Source organism: Neisseria sp. HMSC065D04 (assembly GCF_001815675.1).
GTDB lineage: Bacteria > Pseudomonadota > Gammaproteobacteria > Burkholderiales > Neisseriaceae > Neisseria.
The window spans coordinates 5471-22383 of sequence record NZ_KV821553.1 but is presented as its reverse complement, the minus strand read 5'-3'; the positions used below and the strand labels follow the sequence as shown (position 1 = coordinate 22383).

The 16913-nt window shown below is 53.0% G+C and carries 16 protein-coding genes and 2 pseudogenes; 1 reads left to right on the top strand and 17 read right to left on the bottom strand.

Features of this window, described 5'->3' with window-relative positions:
• Positions 1-144: 144 nt before the first annotated feature.
• The 5 genes from HMPREF3050_RS11945 to hemW form a co-directional block, all read right to left on the bottom strand.
• Positions 145-963 carry a YwqG family protein gene (locus HMPREF3050_RS11945; RefSeq protein WP_070774939.1) on the bottom strand — a complete coding sequence of 273 codons (819 nt, stop codon included), beginning with the start codon at positions 961-963 and terminating at the stop codon, positions 145-147.
• A 123-nt stretch (positions 964-1086) separates the two neighbouring features.
• A complete protein-coding gene (locus HMPREF3050_RS11940) occupies positions 1087-1917 on the bottom strand; it encodes a symmetrical bis(5'-nucleosyl)-tetraphosphatase (protein WP_070774938.1) in 831 nt (276 codons plus the stop codon).
• A gap of 82 nt (positions 1918-1999) precedes the next feature.
• Complete coding sequence (locus tag HMPREF3050_RS11935) at positions 2000-2389, bottom strand: RidA family protein (RefSeq protein ID WP_070774937.1); 390 nt, start codon at positions 2387-2389, stop codon at positions 2000-2002.
• Between the two features lie 383 nt (positions 2390-2772).
• Positions 2773-3351, bottom strand: a complete 579-nt coding sequence (locus HMPREF3050_RS11930; protein WP_003766937.1) for an opacity family porin — start codon at positions 3349-3351, stop codon at positions 2773-2775.
• 183 nt (positions 3352-3534) lie between these two features.
• Entirely contained in the window at positions 3535-4710 is a 1176-nt protein-coding gene (gene hemW, locus HMPREF3050_RS11925) for a radical SAM family heme chaperone HemW (RefSeq protein ID WP_070774936.1), read from the bottom strand.
• Positions 4711-4769: 59 nt separating this feature from the next.
• Here hemW and HMPREF3050_RS15055 point away from each other — a divergent pair.
• Positions 4770-4832 (top strand): annotated as a pseudogene (locus HMPREF3050_RS15055) (transposase); the annotation flags it as partial.
• 106 nt (positions 4833-4938) lie between these two features.
• Here HMPREF3050_RS15055 and HMPREF3050_RS11920 read toward each other — a convergent pair.
• The 12 genes and pseudogenes from HMPREF3050_RS11920 to norM form a co-directional block, all read right to left on the bottom strand.
• Positions 4939-5706 carry a DUF6630 family protein gene (locus HMPREF3050_RS11920; protein WP_246830272.1) on the bottom strand — a complete coding sequence of 256 codons (768 nt, stop codon included), beginning with the start codon at positions 5704-5706 and terminating at the stop codon, positions 4939-4941.
• Between the two features lie 78 nt (positions 5707-5784).
• Positions 5785-6294: a hypothetical protein gene (locus HMPREF3050_RS11915; RefSeq protein WP_070774935.1), complete on the bottom strand. Its 510-nt coding sequence runs from the start codon at positions 6292-6294 to the stop codon at positions 5785-5787.
• A gap of 89 nt (positions 6295-6383) precedes the next feature.
• Positions 6384-6638, bottom strand: a pseudogene (locus tag HMPREF3050_RS11910) (non-canonical purine NTP pyrophosphatase); the annotation flags it as partial.
• 29 nt (positions 6639-6667) lie between these two features.
• Positions 6668-9979 carry a TonB-dependent receptor domain-containing protein gene (locus HMPREF3050_RS11905; protein WP_070774934.1) on the bottom strand — a complete coding sequence of 1104 codons (3312 nt, stop codon included), beginning with the start codon at positions 9977-9979 and terminating at the stop codon, positions 6668-6670.
• A gap of 271 nt (positions 9980-10250) precedes the next feature.
• Positions 10251-10844 (bottom strand): RdgB/HAM1 family non-canonical purine NTP pyrophosphatase, encoded by a 594-nt coding sequence (rdgB, locus tag HMPREF3050_RS11900; RefSeq protein WP_070774933.1) that lies wholly within the window; start codon positions 10842-10844, stop codon positions 10251-10253.
• 9 nt (positions 10845-10853) lie between these two features.
• Entirely contained in the window at positions 10854-11084 is a 231-nt protein-coding gene (locus HMPREF3050_RS11895; protein ID WP_070496232.1) for an NGO_0222 family membrane protein, read from the bottom strand.
• A gap of 156 nt (positions 11085-11240) precedes the next feature.
• Positions 11241-12131: an NAD(+) kinase gene (locus HMPREF3050_RS11890; RefSeq protein WP_045073740.1), complete on the bottom strand. Its 891-nt coding sequence runs from the start codon at positions 12129-12131 to the stop codon at positions 11241-11243.
• A gap of 21 nt (positions 12132-12152) precedes the next feature.
• The gene (locus HMPREF3050_RS11885; protein WP_070774932.1) at positions 12153-12725 is read right to left on the bottom strand and encodes a ubiquinone biosynthesis accessory factor UbiJ; all 573 of its coding nucleotides are present in this window, start codon (positions 12723-12725) and stop codon (positions 12153-12155) included.
• Between the two features lie 110 nt (positions 12726-12835).
• Positions 12836-13645 (bottom strand): SDR family oxidoreductase, encoded by an 810-nt coding sequence (locus tag HMPREF3050_RS11880; protein ID WP_009311701.1) that lies wholly within the window; start codon positions 13643-13645, stop codon positions 12836-12838.
• Between the two features lie 47 nt (positions 13646-13692).
• Positions 13693-14343 carry a TetR/AcrR family transcriptional regulator gene (locus HMPREF3050_RS11875; protein ID WP_070774931.1) on the bottom strand — a complete coding sequence of 217 codons (651 nt, stop codon included), beginning with the start codon at positions 14341-14343 and terminating at the stop codon, positions 13693-13695.
• Positions 14344-14354: 11 nt separating this feature from the next.
• Positions 14355-15395, bottom strand: a complete 1041-nt coding sequence (gene murB / locus HMPREF3050_RS11870; RefSeq protein ID WP_009311700.1) for a UDP-N-acetylmuramate dehydrogenase — start codon at positions 15393-15395, stop codon at positions 14355-14357.
• Between the two features lie 76 nt (positions 15396-15471).
• Entirely contained in the window at positions 15472-16851 is a 1380-nt protein-coding gene (gene norM / locus HMPREF3050_RS11865) for a multidrug efflux MATE transporter NorM (protein WP_070774930.1), read from the bottom strand.
• Positions 16852-16913 lie beyond the last annotated feature (62 nt).

Genomic DNA, 16913 nt, shown 5'->3' with positions numbered 1-16913 from the left:
AGACAAACGAAAGGTCGTCTGAAACAAGGTTTCGACTTTACGAAAACTGTTTTTCGGACGACCTTGATGGCAGGTGGGGGATTTATTAATCGAACTTATCCGGTTCGTACAATTCATCCCTACGCAGCTTGAGATAGCGGGTAACTAGCTACAATCCCAGCTATATGCTACTTTGGAAAAATCTAGTTTGGCTAAATCGTCGGGGTGAATGAAGAAACCGCCCACACCCAGGTCTCCCCATATGATTTCTATCCCGTCCTCCCATTCACTTTGCAGTTGGAACAGCAGGATATAGTCTTTCAATTCATCGTGCTCTTCGCGTGGATCATTTTGCGTGAAATCAGGGTAACCGCCTATCTGGTGGCAACCACTGAAGCTTTCCATGATTTCATATTCCAAATCTTCATTGCTGTGAATCTGCCAGAAATTTTCGTTTTTACCGCCTTCATACCTTTCCAAAATTTGTGCGAAACGGTAGTCGCTGCAACTGACAAGCTGTGTACCCTGTTCGAACGACATGGCAAATGGCTGTTCAGGATTATGTGGCAGGCCGAATTCTTTGCCGCAGTAATGCGGATAATCCGACTGCTGGAGACTGTCGTCTTCCACTACGTTGGCATGATAAATTACGCGGAAGCCGTCATTGTTGAGCAAATTATCCAGATCGCAGCCGTATAAATCGTCACTGTGGATGAAAAATTGTAACAGACCTTGTCGGGGAAAATTCTCTAGCGGTGGCGTTTGGGCGAAGTTGATTTGCGCTAACAGCGTGAGTGGTTCACCATCTGCCGTGTGTGGATATTCGGCACCGAGCGGCAAATAGGGAGCGCCTCCGACTTTGCTGTCCCAGCGGCGCAGGCTGCTTTTGTTTGCAGGTGACAGCTTGATGCGGACAACGGATTTTTCAGTAGACAGAAGCTGTTGCCGGTAGGGGGCGATGAGCGGATTTTCCCAGTTTATCATTTCATTTTCCTTTTAATTTTTCAGTGAATTAACTATATAAAGGTTGTCTGAAACCACATTATTGTCAAACCGAAATCAATTTTCAGACGACCTAAAAACTTATACTTTTCTGGTTTTCATGGCTCATTTCAAAGCCGTTTTCCAATCCAAACCGCCGAGGGAAGGGACTTGGGTGATGCTGTGGTCGGCAAGGTTGATGGCGGTCAGTTCGCCGCCCCAAAGTGCGCCGGTATCGAGGGAAAGGATGTTGTCGATGTTCATAAAGCCCAGCGAAGACCAGTGTCCGAAGACGATGGTGTGGCTGAGGTTTTGCCTGTTTGGGGCTTTGAACCAAGGGCGCAGGTTCGTGGGCATTTTTTTGAGGGTGGATTTGTAGTCGTAGTCGAGTTCGTTTTTCAGCGTCAGCGCACGCATTCGGGTGAAGACGTTGACAATCATGCGCAGGCGGTCGTAGCCGGTCAGCTCGTCGCTCCATTCGGCGGGTTTGTTGCCGTACATTTTGGAGAAAAACTTTTTATATTTTTTGCCGCGCAACTCGGCTTCGGTTTCACTGGCGAGCAGTTCGGCGCGGGCGATGGTCCATTGGGGCAGGATGCCGGCGTGAACCATAACATGGCGCACGCCTTTGATCAGCAGGGGCTGGAAACGCAGCCAGTCGAGCATTTTTTTGCTGGCGGGGTGTGTGAGGATGGGTGTGATGGTGTCGCTGCGTTTGACCGTGCCTTCACCGTAGCCGACGGCGAGCAGGTGCAGGTCGTGGTTACCGAGAACCATGCGCACGCTGCTTTCGTGTTCCATGCAGAATTGGAGGACTTCGAGGGATTTGGGGCCGCGGTTGACGATGTCGCCGACGAGCCAGAGGGTGTCTGTGCCGTGGTTGAAGTTGATTTTGTCGAGCAGAAGGGTGAATTCGTCGAAGCAGCCTTGAATATCGCCGATTGCGTAGTGTGCCATTGTTGTTATTGTCCGATTGTGTGTGTGGTGTTTCAGACGACCTTTGGCTTGTGGGAGGTCGTCTGAAAACGGGTTGCGTGTCTTATGCGTTCAGTACCAGCACAGCTTCGGCTTCGACCTGCACGCCTTTGGGCAGGGAGGCGACACCGACGGCGGCGCGGGCGGGGAAGGGTTCTTGGATGAATTCTGCCATGACTTCGTTGAAAACGGCGAAGTTGGCAAGGTCGGTCAGGTAGGCGTTGAGTTTGACGATGTCGGCCAGCGTACCGCCTGCGGCCTCAGCAACGGCTTTCAGGTTTTTAAAGACCTGGCGGGCTTCGGCGCGGAAGTCGCCATTGCCGACAACGGTCATGGTGGCGGGATCGAGGGGAATTTGACCGCTCATGTAAACGGTGTCGCCCGCGCGCACGGCTTGGCTGTATGCGCCGATGGCGGCGGGGGCTTTGTCAGTGTGGATGATGGTTTTGGACATGATTTTCTCCTGTTGTCGGGGTCGTCTGAAAGATGGGAGCTTTGATGAAAACGGTGTCGATTATCGTATAAAACCGAGTGATTGTGTAGGGTATGGATATTTTCAGACGACCTTTGGTGAAATAAATTTGAATGAGAATAGAATTCTATAGTGGATTAACTTTAAACCAGGACGGCGTTACCTCGCCTTAGCTCAAAGAGAACGATTCTCTAAGGTGCTGAAGCACCAAGTGAATCGGTTCCGTACTATCTGTACTGTTTGCGGCTTCGTCGCCTTGTTCTGATTTAGTTAATCCACTATATATCGTATGTACTTCAATTGTTTGCGAAAACCGCCCGAAGTTTGGACGCTTCGGGCGGTTTCGTTATGGAGGGATGCGGGAATTAGAATTTCACGCGGACACCGGTGGAAAATTCGTGAGCGTGTACTTTCAAGCCGTCGAATTTGCCCAAGTGGTTGTAGCGGTAGCCGGCGTCCAAAGCGACGTTTTCGGTAATGTCATAACCTACGCCTGCCAATACGCCTACGCCGGTTTTAGTTTTGCGAATGGATTCAGTCTCATGGAAATTCACACTGCGGTAATCGTCGTCATAAGAAAAGCGGTTGATGCCTACGCGTGCGCCGACATAAGGTTTGACCGGGGAATTTAAGTTGAAATCATAAATGGCGGAAACGCCGACGCTTTGGAGTTTGATTTTCGAGTCGAGTGTGTAATTCCGACCCTGTTCATGGTCTTTTAAAGTTTTATAGTGGGTGTAATCGGCAGCGACACGGAAATCACCGAAATCATATCCGGCAGACAGGCGCGGGCTGAAGCCTTTACTACTGGTCTTGCCACCTTCATCGTTGGTTTTAAGGGTTGAGTGGCCAAGATCGCCTTGAATATAGAAACCACGGCTGTCATCTGCCAGCGCAACGGTTGAGATGGAGAGGGCAATCAGGGTAGTCAGAATTTTTTTCATGTTTGTTTCCTTGTAACGGAATAAGGGGTATCACCGCCGAGTATTTATTCAAGGCCGACGGTTATCCCAATTGTATTTTATTATGATAAAACAAACAACATGAAAACTGTCCGTCATGCTTTTTGATAGCAGCCTGCGGATGTTACGGTTTGGCGTATCAAGGTCGTCTGAAAAAATCCAATCCTACAAAAAGCATTGCAACAAATCGTTTAAAAACAACCGTCCTCGTTCGGTCGGGCGAAACACGGTCGGGTCGGTTTCCAGCAAACCTTTTTGCCTTGCCGTTTCGATTTGCGCCATGATTTTGGCGGCGGGTACGCCTGTGCGTTCCTGCAACATCGCGGCGGGTACGCCGTCGGTCAGGCGCAGGGCGTTCATCATGAATTCGAACGGCAAATCTTCGGCGGCAACGGTTTTGCGTTCGACGGCAACACTTGGCTGACTTTGCATTAAGGCGAGGTAGTCGTTGGGGTGGCGTCGGCGGACGGTGCGCTCAATGCGGTCGGGGTAGGAAATTTTGCCGTGCGCGCCCGCACCTATGCCCAAATAATCACCGAACTGCCAGTAGTTCAAATTGTGGCGGCACTGCATGGCAGGTTTTGCAAAAGCCGATGTTTCGTAGTGGATAAAGCCCGCGCCTTCCAGCGCGCCGTGTACCGCGTCTTCGATGTCGAGGGCGGCTTCGTCTTGCGGCAAACCTTTCGGCGGCGTATGACCGAACGGCGTGTTCGGCTCCATTGTCAGATGATACGCGCTGATGTGGGTCGCGCCCGTAGCGATGGCGGTTTGCACGTCATCCAATGCCGTCTGAACAGTCTGGTTCGGCAGTGCGTACATCAAGTCGATATTGACTTTATCAAATAATTTCAAGGCGGTGTCGATGGCGGTTAAGGCTTCTTTGCCGTTGTGGACGCGCCCCAGCCTTGAGAGCATATCGTCGTTAAAACTCTGCACGCCAATAGAAAGCCGCGTGATACCCGCGTCTTTAAATCCTTGAAACTTCTCGATTTCAAATGTACCCGGATTGGCTTCCAACGTAATTTCCGCTTCCGGCTGCAAGCGCAACAGCGAACGCACGCCGCTCAACAAACGGTCAATCGATTCCGCCTGAAACAGGCTGGGCGTACCGCCGCCGAAAAATATCGTTTCCACCGGCCTGCCCCAAATATTGGGCAATTCAAGCTGCAAGTCGGTCAGCAGCGCGTCGATATAGGCGGCTTCGGGCAATCCGTTTTTTAAACTGTGGGAATTGAAGTCGCAATACGGGCATTTTTTGATGCACCACGGGATGTGGATGTAGAGCGACATGGGCGGCAGGGCGGTGAGCTGTCCGGGGCGTTGGAAAGTGATTTGGGTCATGGTGTGTTTTTTGGGATTGAGGTCGTCTGAAATTTTTTCAGACGACAGTTGCGGTATTATATAGTGGATTAATTTTAAATCAGGACAAGGCGACGAAGCCGCAGACAGTACAGATAGTACGGAACCGATTCACTTGGTACTTCAGCACCTTAGAGAATCGTTCTCCTTTGAGCTAAGGCGAGGCAAAACGCCGTACCGGTTTAAAGTTAATCCACTATAAGTTTCGTGTTAGATGGTTTTATTGGCCCGCTGCAAGGATACACCATATTGTTTCGATACTTTTTCAAAATCGGCTGTGTCTTGTTGCGGGATGATGATAAAGGTGTAGTAGTCGCTTCCCGTGTTTGCGCTATAAAGTACCGCCCCGGCGGCTTCAAATAAGGGATATACGGCCCTTGCCAGCTCATCGGGCAAATCTTCTTCAAGCTGCTGTTCGGTCCAATTCAGGACGACATTAAAACGTTCCGCCATTTCTGCGATGCAGTCAATAAAACCTTCCCCGTCTTTCCAATCAACGGAAAACAGATGTGCGTAGTCTTCGAGATTATTGTGTAGGATGAAGCCTTCGGTTAAGAGGTTTTTAAATACGGCGGTTTCGTTATTTTCTTCCTGCGTGTTATTTTCCCCATCTTCATCTTCCTCTATTAAGTCTTGATGGATATTTTCGATAATGATGCCAACGGTTTCCGGCCGGTCGCGGTAAATGACATCCAGCCAATGCCGGAAAAGTGTTTCATGATTTTTTAATGGGCGGAACATTGTGTAAATAAACAAACAGATAAAAAATAAAGGGAACATCAGCCACATCAATAAACGCCACAAAACGGCAATGACGGGCAGAAAAGGCTTTGAGAAAAACAACAAAGTTTTAGAAATAAACAGTAACAGGATTAATGATAAAGCTACTATAGACGACAATATCAAACGGATGGTTTTCATCAGCGGAATAAAGGGCAGCAAGAGCAGTTTCAAAAGTTGATGGCAGGCATGGGCCATAAATTCGGTTTTATTTCGGGACAAGGACAATCTCAGGTCGTCTGAAATTTTTTCAGACGACCTTTTGCCTTTATGCCGTTAAAGTCTTTTGCGAATCCAAGACGAGAGTTTGGGCGCGCCGAACAGTAGGAAAATCCCGATAAGGAATTGGGCGGTGCTGGCGAATATACCGGCTTGGTTTTGCGTGCCGAGATTCGCCCAAATGGATGTCTGCGTGTCGGTAGAGATAGATTGTGTAAAACGATAAATAGAGAACAAGTAAATCAGGTCGGGTATGGCTTGGGAAAGAGTGTATATGCCGATCAAAACAATACCGGTCATCATCCATGGCGCAGGGTGTTTGGGAGGCTCCTGTGCGGTTTGCAGATGTTGGGGCAGCAGGCGGTTGGCAATGGTGGCAGGGAAACACCATACAAGCAGCCATGCGGCCAAATAAAAGCCGTAGATGGATAGCGGCAACAGGAGTTGTGCGCTGGTATATTCGCTTCCAGACTGGGCAAATATGGTAACGATGCTGCTGAGCGTTTGTACGATACCGATTAAAACGATTAAACGGACGGCGACGATTAGGATTTGCTTGGGGGACATGTGTTTCTTTCGTGATGTGGTGGGTTTAGGTCGTCTGAAAAAGCGTTTCGGGTTTTCAGACGACCTATTATCGATTTATAAGGCTTCGATTTTTTCATCAATTCCCGTAACGCCTGCCCCCTGTGGCTTTCGGCGTTTTTGATTTCGGGGTCAAGCTCGGCAGCGGTGCAGTTGTGTTCGGGCAGGTAGAAATGCGGGTCGTAGCCGAAACCGTGGGTTCCTGCGGCTTCTGCCTGCCATTGGCCGCGCCAGATGCCTTCGGCGATGATAGTTTGCGGGTCGTTTTCATGGCGGACGAGGACGCAGGCATCATAACAGCTTTTGTTGGAGAGGTCGTCTGAAATTTTCAGACGACCTTTCAAGCATTGCCCCGTCAGAATTTGCCTGTAAACCCGACGGTAACCGCCCGTCCCGGTGCGGGGATGGGGACATTGGACATGGGGTCGAGATAATAGCGGTTGGTGAGGTTGCTGACACTGAAGTTCATGCTCAGGTTTTTGCCGAAGTTGTAGCGTCCGTAAGCGTCCAATACCAAGGTGGAACGCCAGTGGTAGGGTCTGCCCGATGCCTGCATAATCCGCGCCAAGCCCTGACGCGCCAGTTCGTCCTGTTGGCTGGTATCGACGGTGCTGTGGTAGATGCCGCGCATACCCAGTTCCAGCCTGTTGTTGAAGCGGCGGGTGCCGATATCGAGGTTGAGCGAGTATTTCGGCTGCATGGTTTGATAGAAACGGGTGGCACCGAAGCCACCGTCGATACATTCGGGGATGCGGTTGTTATAGACGTCGTAGTTGAAGGCGGTCGATTTGTCGCAGGTGCGCTGCTTTAAGCGGTAGTTTGCGCCGAACGAGGCAAACCATTTGCCGTTGTCGATACGGCTTTGCAGCTCGATGCCGCTGGTTTGTTTCTTGTCGTATTGGGTCAGGTTTTTGTTTTCGGTAATGTCGATGGCGTTTTTGATGGTGTTGTTGTAGTAGGTCAGGCGGATGTTGCCGTGCTTCAGCCGCTGCCAATAGGGGGCGAAATTGAAGGAGTAGCCTGCTTCCCAGTTGGTGCTGCGTTCGGGTTTGAGGTTGAATTCGGTATTGTAGGCTTCCAGTAGGTTGACGTTGGTGGTGGTCGCTTCGTAAATGCTGGGGAAGCGGGTCGCCTGCGCGAAGCGGGCGAACAGGCGGCTGTTGTCGGTCAAATCGTAGCTGACGGCGATGACGGGCGACCATGCGCTGGCTTTCAGGTGTTTGGGCATGGGCCATACTTCGTCTTCGTTGGCGGGTTTTTTATAGAGGCGGTGACCGCCGGTACTGCCCATCGTAGTCGCCCGCTCTTTTTTTTGCAGATAGGGTGTTTTAACATCATCTATTGCCGCATTGGTTAAATATTTGAAATAGCTGCCTTGCAATCCCTGCGGATTGTTTACTTTTTCGTTAAATTGCCCTTGCGCGAAAACCGGCCCTTGATATTTGCCGTCAATATAGGGAGTATAGACTTCTTTCTGCCGGTAAACGGCTTCGTCGTGGTTGAAGGACGGGTTATCTACCTGTGGATTGTCGCCGTTTGCGTTGGCATAGATGACTTCGCCGGTCTGCCTTTCTCCGTTAATCGAATATCCTTTATCGTTATAGTCATAACCGTATTTGTGGCGGAATTCGTTTATCAGACGATTTGACTCGTCAACATCTTCTATTCTCAGGATTTTCCGTACATCGTCCGCTTCTTCTTTATTTGCAATCAGTTCGTAATAGGGGATATAGCTGCCGAGGATATATCCGTCCGAGCTTTTCCCTCCTTGCAAATCGACGGAATAAAACGGATCTTTTCTCGCCCGCCTTGCTTTTGCCAAGGCATCGTCGTAAGCCCAGAATTTGTCGTAGCGTATGCCCGCCTGAATGTTCAGGCGGTCGGTTGCCTGCCAGTCGAAAGCGACTCCTGCGCCCCATTCGTGGCGGCGTCCCGCCCTCGGGCCGGCAACGGCTGTGGCGGCTGTGGCGGCACCGATGATGTCGAAGATATCTTTGTCGTTGTTGGTGATTCGGTTGGATTCGTCCAGTTTTTCATATTGGACATTGGCGGAGAGGGTCATGGCAAGCTTGTCGGTCAGGCGCATGCGGTTGCTGATGTCGGCGCCGGTACGGGTGGCGCGGGTGCGCTGTTCCACGCCTGATTTGACGCGGTATGCACCGGGTACAGGAGGCGGATCTTTCGGCTCTTCGGCAGGAACCAATCCTTCAGCAACCAGCTCGCGGCAGCCTATGCCTTCGCTGATGTGCCTGCCGATAAATTCGTTGGGAATTTTATTGTGGACAAAGCAGTTGGCCCACTTGTCGTATTCCTGATCGCCGTAGGTAACGGCCAAATCCGGCCCGCCGCTTTGATGGCGGGAGCCGGTGGTTTTTGTGCGCCAGATATTGGCCTGCAAGTCTATCCAGCGGCTGCCTTCGGGCTTCCATTCGTAGCCGATTTTATGGCTTTTGGCGTCAATGGTGGAGTTGAGCGTTTGCGCAGGTATGACCAGCGGCGGCCTGCCGGTGAAGTTGAACTCGTTGCTGAAGCCCAGCAGTATGGCGTTGTAAAAGGGGTTGTTTTCGCCGAAACGGACGCGGGTGCGCATATGGCCGAGGCTGATTTTCTGATTGTTGGGCAGATACCAGTTGGTTTTCAGCAACAGGCTTTTGCTCGCCACGTTGCTGTTGAACACTTCTTCGCCGGGACGGTAGAGCTTCGCCATGTTCGGTATCATGGTCGCCCCCGTATTGCCGAAATCCGCATTGTCCGGGTCGTATTCCGGATTGTTCAGATAGCCGCTCGCCCCGCGTTTGCCGCTGAAGTAATTGCCTTTTTTGCGGTCGCTGTAAGCAATCAGGCCGTCTGAAACATCGGTTTTAAACGCCGCCGAAACCATGCCCGAACGGTCGTCTTTGAAATTGCCGATTTTGCTGCTGCGGCTGCGCGGCGGGTTTTTCTCTTGGAAATCGAGTGCCTGATAAGGTTCCAACGTTCCGGCGACTGCGCCCGCCGCCCCATCTGCCGTCGGCCTGCCTGGAATGGTGCGGTAGTCCTCAACACCGAGGTATTGCAAATTGTCAACGCGGGGCTTTGCCGTATTGCCCGAAAAACTGCCTTTTATCTGAATACCCCATTTTTTCCCCTCTGGAACAATGTCTTCGGGTTCGATGGTTTGAATGGCGACCGAACCGCCTACTCCCGATTTGACACCTCGAGTCATCGACGGCCCTTTTTCTACCGCAATACTGCGGAACAGGGCGGGGTCGACATAGTTTCTGTCGGCAACGCCGTAATTGTTCATCCATACGTCGACGGTCTGTTCCGTTCCGTCAATGGTAACGGGGATACGGCCTTTTCCGGCAATGCCGCGTATGCTGGGTGTAATCGCGCTGCCCGCATTGCGCGTATTCATGTTGTACACGCCGTTAAGCCCTTTAAGGATGTCGCCGGCAGCATCTGGGCGGTAGCGTTCGAGGTATTCTTTGCCGAGGTAGGCGTTGGAGACGTTTTTGCTGTATTGCTGCGCTTCGCCTTTCTGGTCTTTGGTCAGGCGTTTGCCGCGGACTTCGATAGTGTCGAGGACGGCGGTGTCGGGTGCGGCTGCATCTGCTGCCCACAGGTGCGGGCTACACCACAAAATACCCAGACAGGCGGCGACGGTGTTGAAGGGGTAGTTTCTCATGTGATGACTCCTGGGTATTGTCTTTACAACTAACAGGCTGTCCGTCGGAGGCGGACAGTAATCAATACTTCAAGGAGTGGTTTGTAGAATGTGTTTTATGTTTTTATGATGGGGATTTTTGAGTAAGGATATTTGCTGTTTTTTGGATATTATAGGTTTTTGAAAAAATTTTATAAGTTTTGTTCCTTTGGTGGTGCGTTTTACGGATAAACGGGATGGAAAACGTCGTCTGAAAACGGCGTGGCGGGTTTTCAGACGACGTTTTTGTTGTTCAGAGGGCTTCGATTTTTTTCAACAATTCCCGCAAAGCCTGCCTCCTGTGGCTTTCGGCGTTTTTGATTTCGGGGTCAAGCTCGGCGGCGGTACAGTTGTGTTCGGGTAGGAAGAAATGCGGGTCGTAGCCGAAACCGTGGGTTCCTGCGGCTTCTGCCTGCCATTGGCCGCGCCAGATGCCTTCGGCGATGATAGGCTGCGGGTCGTTTTCGTGGCGGACGAGGACGAGGACGCAGACGTAGTAGCAGCTTTTGTCGGCTTGGTAGGCGAGTTCGTCTGAAAGGCGCTTGTTGTTGGCGGCATCGGATTTGGGATTTGTTCCGGCATAGCGGGCGGAAAGGACGCCGGGTGCGCCGTTTAACGCGGCGGCGCAGATGCCGGAGTCGTCGGCGAGCGCGGGCAGACCGCTGTGTTTGGCGGCGTGGCGGGCTTTGGCGAGCGCGTTTTCGACGAAGGTATGGTACGGCTCGGGGCATTCTGGCGTATCGAACTGGGATTGCGGCAGGACTTCGATGTTCAAATCGGCGAAAAGGCGTGAAAATTCTTTGAGTTTGCCTGCGTTGCCGCTGGCGAGGACGATTTTTTCGAACATGGGTTTTCCTTAATGGGATTCGGTTTGTTGCGAGCGCATGATTTGGGCTCGGGCTTTATGGCGGATATAAAGGGCGAGGCTGCCGATTTGGGCGAAGACAGCGCCGAATGCGAACAGGAAGGCGGCAACGGCGAATTGTTTGCTTTGGATGGAAAGCAGGTAGCCGCCGAGCATGATGAGTCCGATGAAGATTAGGGTGAAAAGGGCGGTCAGCAGGAGGTAGGTTTTTTGTCGGTTCATGATTGGGGACGTTTTTGATAAAGGGCGGATGCGTGGTTTAGGTTGTCCGTTTGTTGGTAGATAGGGATGGCGTTGGTTTGGGAATGGGGGAAGGGTTTGTGGGTTGATGAGGTCGTCTGAAAACTGGGAAATCGGGTTTCAGACGACCTTTTGCGTTTATACGAGCTGTTCGCCCCAGTGTAATTTTTGGCGCAGGGTTCGGAAGTATTGGTAGTCGGTGGGGTGGAGGATGCGCAGGGGGTTGTGGTAGCGGCGGATGATGATGCGGTCGAGGTTTTGTACGTCGATAAAGGATTGTCCGTCGAAATGGACGCGGGCATCACCGCTTTGGGTAACGAGGATTTCGATTTCGGAGGTATCGGGGATGGCGATGGGGCGGTTGGTCATGGATTGGGGGCAGATGGGCACGAGGGTGAAGGCGTGCAAGCCTGCCTGCATGATGGGGCCGCCGGCGGCAAGGGAGTAGGCGGTGGAGCCGGTGGGGGTGGAGACGATGAGGCCGTCGGAGCGTTGGGTATAGACGAATTCTTGGTTGATGAAGACTTCGAACTCTATCATTTGTCCTGCGCCGCCGCGCGAGAGGACGGCGTCGTTGAGGGCGAGGGCGCGGTGGATGGTTTCGCCGTCGCGGACGAGGGTGGCTTCGATGAGGATGCGCTCTTCGGGCAGGTATTTGCCTTCGAGGACGGGCAGCAGCTCTTCGGTCATGTTTTCGCGGGGGATTTGGGTGAGAAAGCCTAAATGCCCTTGGTTGATACCGATAACGGGTACGGCGCGGGGGGCGATTTCGCGGGCGACGGAGAGGAATGTGCCGTCGCCGCCGAGGACGATGACGAGGTCGCAGTGTTTGCCCAAGTCGGATTTGCTGACGATGTGGCAGCCGACGGTATCTTGAACATAGATGCAGCGTTCTTCTATGCCGATTTCGTCCAGATAGACGGTGAGGCCGTGTCCCTGCAGGAAGTGGATGAGGGTGTGGGCGGTGTTTTGGATTTCGGGGGTATTGGGGCGGGTTACGATACCGATGTTGTGAAACGGGCTGTTCATAGGCATGGGGTCGTCTGAAAATTAGTCTATCCAGATGTCGCGTTCAAGCCGGTCGAGGCGTTCGTTGAGGCGGGCGACGTCATCGCGTAGTTTGTCCACTTCTTCCATCCAGGCGGACAGGGTGGCGGCGTCGATAACGGGGGATTCGGGTTCGCGGGAAAAGTCGCTGATTTGCTCGGCTATGCTTTGTCCGATTTTTTTGACGGTTTGCCCGATGTTTGCGGCGCGTTCGCTGATGCTGCCTGCGAGTGAGTCGCCGAAGATGCGGGCGAGGTCGTCTGAAGCGTAGTAGCGCAGGCTGCCGAGTATGGGCAGGACGGTCATGCCGAGCATGAGGTCGCCTTCGAGGCTGATGTCGCCGACGCCGGGTTCTTGTCCGGTCAGGATTTTGCGGATGGCGCTTTGGTGGAAGGTGATGAGGGTGTCGGCGGGTTGGTCGGCGGTTTCGAGGAAGCCGTCGTGATTGATGTGTCCGGTCAGTCCGAATCCGGCGAGGTTGAGGCTCAGGGTTTTGCCTGACAGGCGGGACAGGTCTTGTTGATGTTCCGGATTTTGCTGTATCAGGTGGTTGATAACGGGAAATAGGGCGGACATAGGGTGTTCTCGATACTTTCGGGCTTGGGGTTGTTAAGTAAGACTGTGTTTTTTGGTTTTGGTTTTGCCGCTGCCGAAAGGTCGTCTGAAACGGTTGCGGAGCGCCAATTTTACAGGCTTAATCCGTCGGCGGAAACGGTATTTACAATTTTGCCGCCGCCGGTGCCGTCGGGCGCGAAATCGGGCGGCGGGAGACCGAGTTTGGCAGCTTCTACGGTGTAGAAATCGCGGCGGGTCGGGTGGCGCGGTTCGACGATGTTGCGGATGCGTCTGCCGTTTGGATGGAAGGTCGTCTGAAACAGTGTTTCGACGGCGATGTCGCGGTGGACGATATTGACGGGCCGGTTGCCGCCCGGGATGTTTTGCTTTTGAACAAGGCGGCTGACGGGATGGCGTTCGGCGCAATAAAGCCCCCCCAGCCGCAGGATATCGATATTCGGCACGCCACTGTCGAGCAGGTATTGTTCGGCAGCAAGGATTTGGCGGGCGGACTCGGTTTGCGGATCGGGTGCGGAAGTTTCGTCGCATTCGCGCGCTTTATCGCCGTAAACACTGGTGCTGCTCGTGAAAATCAGGTGTTGCACGTTACACGTCCGGGCAAGTTCTGCCCATTGTTTGACGGTATCGGCGTAATGCGTCAGCGAGGATGGCGGCAATAGGCAGAACCAAACGGGTTTGTCGGCGTGGTGCCGCCAAAAGCTTGTATCGCGGGCAAGGTTCGCGCTTTGAAATACGCTGTCTTGATTGAAGTCGAGGGTGTCGAGGTGTATGGGCAGATTAATATCATCCGAAGTCAGGCTGCGCTTGACGGCGGCGACGCGGCTGCCGTTTTCGTAGAGTTTCTGCGCCAAAGGGCGGCCGAGATAGCCTAGGCCCAAGATAGATGCGTCGGGGGAGGCGGAAGGAGGGGTATGTATCATGTTTATAGATGAATGCCGTCTGGAAATAGGCTCAGACGGCATGGAAATTATGACTGCGCACCGCCTATTTTCTGGTCGTATTCCTCGCGGTGTTCCGGCAAGAGGTAGGGACGCAGGAGGCTTAAGGTACGACGGATGCCGCGTGCTTTGGAGTCTTCGGTCAGTTTGGTACGTCCGCGTAGGGAGCTGTCGAAGTCGAACCAGTATTTCGTGACCATCCACATATTGACGGCGAGGTCGTTCATGGCGGTTTGGTCGGCTTGGATGATGTGCAGGCCGTTGAGCTGGGTGAGCAGGTTGACCAAGAGCGGGGAGACTTTGGCTTGGGTGAAGGTATTGTGTTCGCCCAATAGTTCGGCACTGCGCGCAAGCAGGGTGTTCACGTCGCTGAACAGGAAGCGGTATTCCCACATAACATCGTAAATGCCTGCCATATAGTTGATAGAGTCTTCCACATCGGACGGCAACACGGCTTCATTCAGGTATGCCAGCAGCGCTTCGCTGTAACGTTTGAACAGTTGGACGATGATTTCGTCTTTGTTGCGGAAGTGGTAATAAAGATTGCCCGGACTGATGCCCAAATGCGCCGCGATATGGTTGGTAGTGATGTTGCGCTCACCTTCCTCGTTGAAGAGCGTCAGGCTGGCGTCGATGATGCGGGTGTAAGTATTGGTTTTTGCAATGCGGGTCACGGGCATACTCCTTGGATTTACAGGCTGAACGAAGCGGGCAGCCAATTGGGTTCGGCGTGTAATTCTACCTGAAATCGAGTAAATACTGTATCGCAGACATGTTGCGCCAATTTCAGGACGTCGTCTGAAGAAGCATTGTTTTTATTCACTAAAACCAAAGCCTGCCTGTCGTGTACCGCTGCGCCGCCGATTTGGAAGCCTTTCAGACGGCATTGGTCGATCAGCCAGCCGGCGGCAAGTTTGACCGAACCGTCGGGCTGCGGATAGCGCGGCATATCGGGATGCTGCTGCAACAGGAAAGCGGCTTTTTCTGCACTGACGACGGGATTTTTAAAGAAACTACCGACATTACCAAGTACGTTAGGATTAGGTAGTTTACTGTTGCGGATTGAACACACTGCATCGGAAACGTCTTTCGCCGTCGGCGCCCTGCCAGCGCTCAGTTCGGCAACAGCGGCTGCCAAATCGCCGTAACCCAAATTCGGCTCGAAACGCTCTTTCAGGGCGAATACGACCGAAACAATCACATAACGCCCTTTGCCTTCCTGCTTGAACAGGCTTTCGCGGTAGGCGAAGCGGCAATCGGCATTGGCAAGCTCGACAAAGGTTTCCGTATCCAAATCGAAGCAGCGTACGCTGTGAATCACGTCTTTCGCTTCCACTCCGTATGCACCGATGTTCTGCACGGGCGACGCGCCGACCGTACCCGGAATCAGGCTCAGGTTTTCCAAACCGTTCAAGCCCAGCGCGACGGTGTGCAGGACAAAATCGTGCCAAATTTCGCCTGCCTGCGCTTCGATGTAAACGAGGTCGTCTGAACGCGCAATCTCGCGTATGCCTTTGTTTTCCATATGTACGATTAGTCCGGCGTAATCCTGCATCAAGAGGATGTTGCTGCCGCCGCCGAGCCATAAAACGGTATCGCGGTCGAACTCGGGCAGTCGGACGATGTTGCGCAACTCGTCGGCGTGTTCGAGCGCGATAAAGGCTTGGGCTTGGGCGCGAAGGCCGAAGGTGTTGTAGGGGGTGAGGTCGGTTTGGTATTGGATGGGTTGCATGGGTTTAAACTTTAAAATAGGTATTGTCAGTGGCGGGCTTCAGCCCATTGTTTCGATATTTTAATCGGCGGAGTTTTCAGACGACCTTATGCGATCTGACCATCTCCCTGCTGCACAATTCCAGGCACCACACCAAGGCGACGGCGGCGATGGTGAGCGAGGCAATCAATGCCGTCCAGAAGCCGTAAATGCCCATATCGAAACGGTAGGCGAGCAGATAGCCCGGCAGCAGGCCGCAGCCCCAGAAGGCGGCGGCGTGGATGAACATCGGCACCTTGGTGACTTTATAACCGCGCAGGGCGTAGGACGCGATGCATTGGGTGAAGTCTGCCGGTTGGAATAAGCCGGCGAACAGCAGGACGGTGGCGGCGATGCTTAAAACCGCCGGATCCTTGTTGTACATGCTTGCCAGCGGGGAACGGAATAATACCAAGGAAAGCACGGTAATCACGGCGAGCGCCCAGCCCGACACCAGCGATACGCCCGAAATATAACGCGCCCGCGAAAATTCGCGCCGCCCCAGAGAAAAACCGATGCGCACCGTCCCCGCCGAGCCGACGCTTTGCGGAATCATATAGAGAATCCCCGACAAACTGATGCCGACCTGCTGCGCCGCCACATAAGCCTCGCCGAAAGGCGCAATCAAAAATACGATAAACGAAAACGCGCTGGCTTCCAAAAAATAAGACAGCCCGATGGGCGCACCGATTTTCCAAATCTGTTTGAACACCGCCCAATCCGGTTTGCCGAATTTTGCCGTCAGTCCGAATGGGCGGAAGAATTTTTCCTTAGCGATATAAATCCACAACGCCAGCGCGCTGAACCAGAACACCGCCATCGTTGCCAACCCGCAGCCCGCGCCGCCCAAAGCGGGCATACCGAATTTGCCGTAAACAAAAATATAGTTCAGCGGCACGTTCAACACAAACGCCGCGAAGCTGACTAACATAATCAGGCGCGGGCGGTTCAGGCTGGAAGCGTAGGCGTGTAAGGCGCGGTGCACCATTGCCGCCGGCATCGCCAGACTGGTGAACAACATATACTGCGCCATCGTGCCTTCCACATAATCGCTCAAGGTCAGCCAGTTGCGGAACGGCGTAATCGCCGCCCACATCAATACCATGCCGAAAATCCCCAAAAACAGCCCGAACCAAATCCCCTGCCGCCCCGTTTCGCCTACTTCGTCGGTTTTACCCGCGCCGTAAAGCTGGGCAATCAGCGGGTTCAGCGCCGCCATAATGCCTATAAAGGTAATATACACCGTGGCAAACGCGCTGCTGCCCAACGCCACCGCCGCCAAGTCCTCCGTACTCGCATCGCCCGCCATCACGGTATCGACGAAACCGATGCCCACCTGCGCGACCTGCGCCAACAACATGGGTAGGGCAAGGGTGGTCAGCAGGCGGACTTCTTTCAGGAAGACGGGAAAGGAAAAGCGGTTGAGGTCGAGCAGCATAAGTGTTTGTAGGACTTTAAAAAAAGCGGAAATATAGTGGATTAACTTTAAACCAGTACGGC

What these genes read in the sequence shown, in the direction of transcription:
- HMPREF3050_RS11945 (WP_070774939.1), bottom strand. Translation starts at nt 963, where the DNA reads ATGATAAACTGGGAAAATCCGCTCATCGCCCCCTACCGGCAACAGCTT.
- HMPREF3050_RS11940 (WP_070774938.1), bottom strand. Translation starts at nt 1,917, where the DNA reads ATGGCACACTACGCAATCGGCGATATTCAAGGCTGCTTCGACGAATTC.
- HMPREF3050_RS11935 (WP_070774937.1), bottom strand. Translation starts at nt 2,389, where the DNA reads ATGTCCAAAACCATCATCCACACTGACAAAGCCCCCGCCGCCATCGGC.
- HMPREF3050_RS11930 (WP_003766937.1), bottom strand. Translation starts at nt 3,351, where the DNA reads ATGAAAAAAATTCTGACTACCCTGATTGCCCTCTCCATCTCAACCGTT.
- hemW (WP_070774936.1), bottom strand. Translation starts at nt 4,710, where the DNA reads ATGACCCAAATCACTTTCCAACGCCCCGGACAGCTCACCGCCCTGCCG.
- HMPREF3050_RS11920 (WP_246830272.1), bottom strand. Translation starts at nt 5,706, where the DNA reads ATGGCCCATGCCTGCCATCAACTTTTGAAACTGCTCTTGCTGCCCTTT.
- HMPREF3050_RS11915 (WP_070774935.1), bottom strand. Translation starts at nt 6,294, where the DNA reads ATGTCCCCCAAGCAAATCCTAATCGTCGCCGTCCGTTTAATCGTTTTA.
- HMPREF3050_RS11905 (WP_070774934.1), bottom strand. Translation starts at nt 9,979, where the DNA reads ATGAGAAACTACCCCTTCAACACCGTCGCCGCCTGTCTGGGTATTTTG.
- rdgB (WP_070774933.1), bottom strand. Translation starts at nt 10,844, where the DNA reads ATGTTCGAAAAAATCGTCCTCGCCAGCGGCAACGCAGGCAAACTCAAA.
- HMPREF3050_RS11895 (WP_070496232.1), bottom strand. Translation starts at nt 11,084, where the DNA reads ATGAACCGACAAAAAACCTACCTCCTGCTGACCGCCCTTTTCACCCTA.
- HMPREF3050_RS11890 (WP_045073740.1), bottom strand. Translation starts at nt 12,131, where the DNA reads ATGAACAGCCCGTTTCACAACATCGGTATCGTAACCCGCCCCAATACC.
- HMPREF3050_RS11885 (WP_070774932.1), bottom strand. Translation starts at nt 12,725, where the DNA reads ATGTCCGCCCTATTTCCCGTTATCAACCACCTGATACAGCAAAATCCG.
- HMPREF3050_RS11880 (WP_009311701.1), bottom strand. Translation starts at nt 13,645, where the DNA reads ATGATACATACCCCTCCTTCCGCCTCCCCCGACGCATCTATCTTGGGC.
- HMPREF3050_RS11875 (WP_070774931.1), bottom strand. Translation starts at nt 14,343, where the DNA reads ATGCCCGTGACCCGCATTGCAAAAACCAATACTTACACCCGCATCATC.
- murB (WP_009311700.1), bottom strand. Translation starts at nt 15,395, where the DNA reads ATGCAACCCATCCAATACCAAACCGACCTCACCCCCTACAACACCTTC.
- norM (WP_070774930.1), bottom strand. Translation starts at nt 16,851, where the DNA reads ATGCTGCTCGACCTCAACCGCTTTTCCTTTCCCGTCTTCCTGAAAGAA.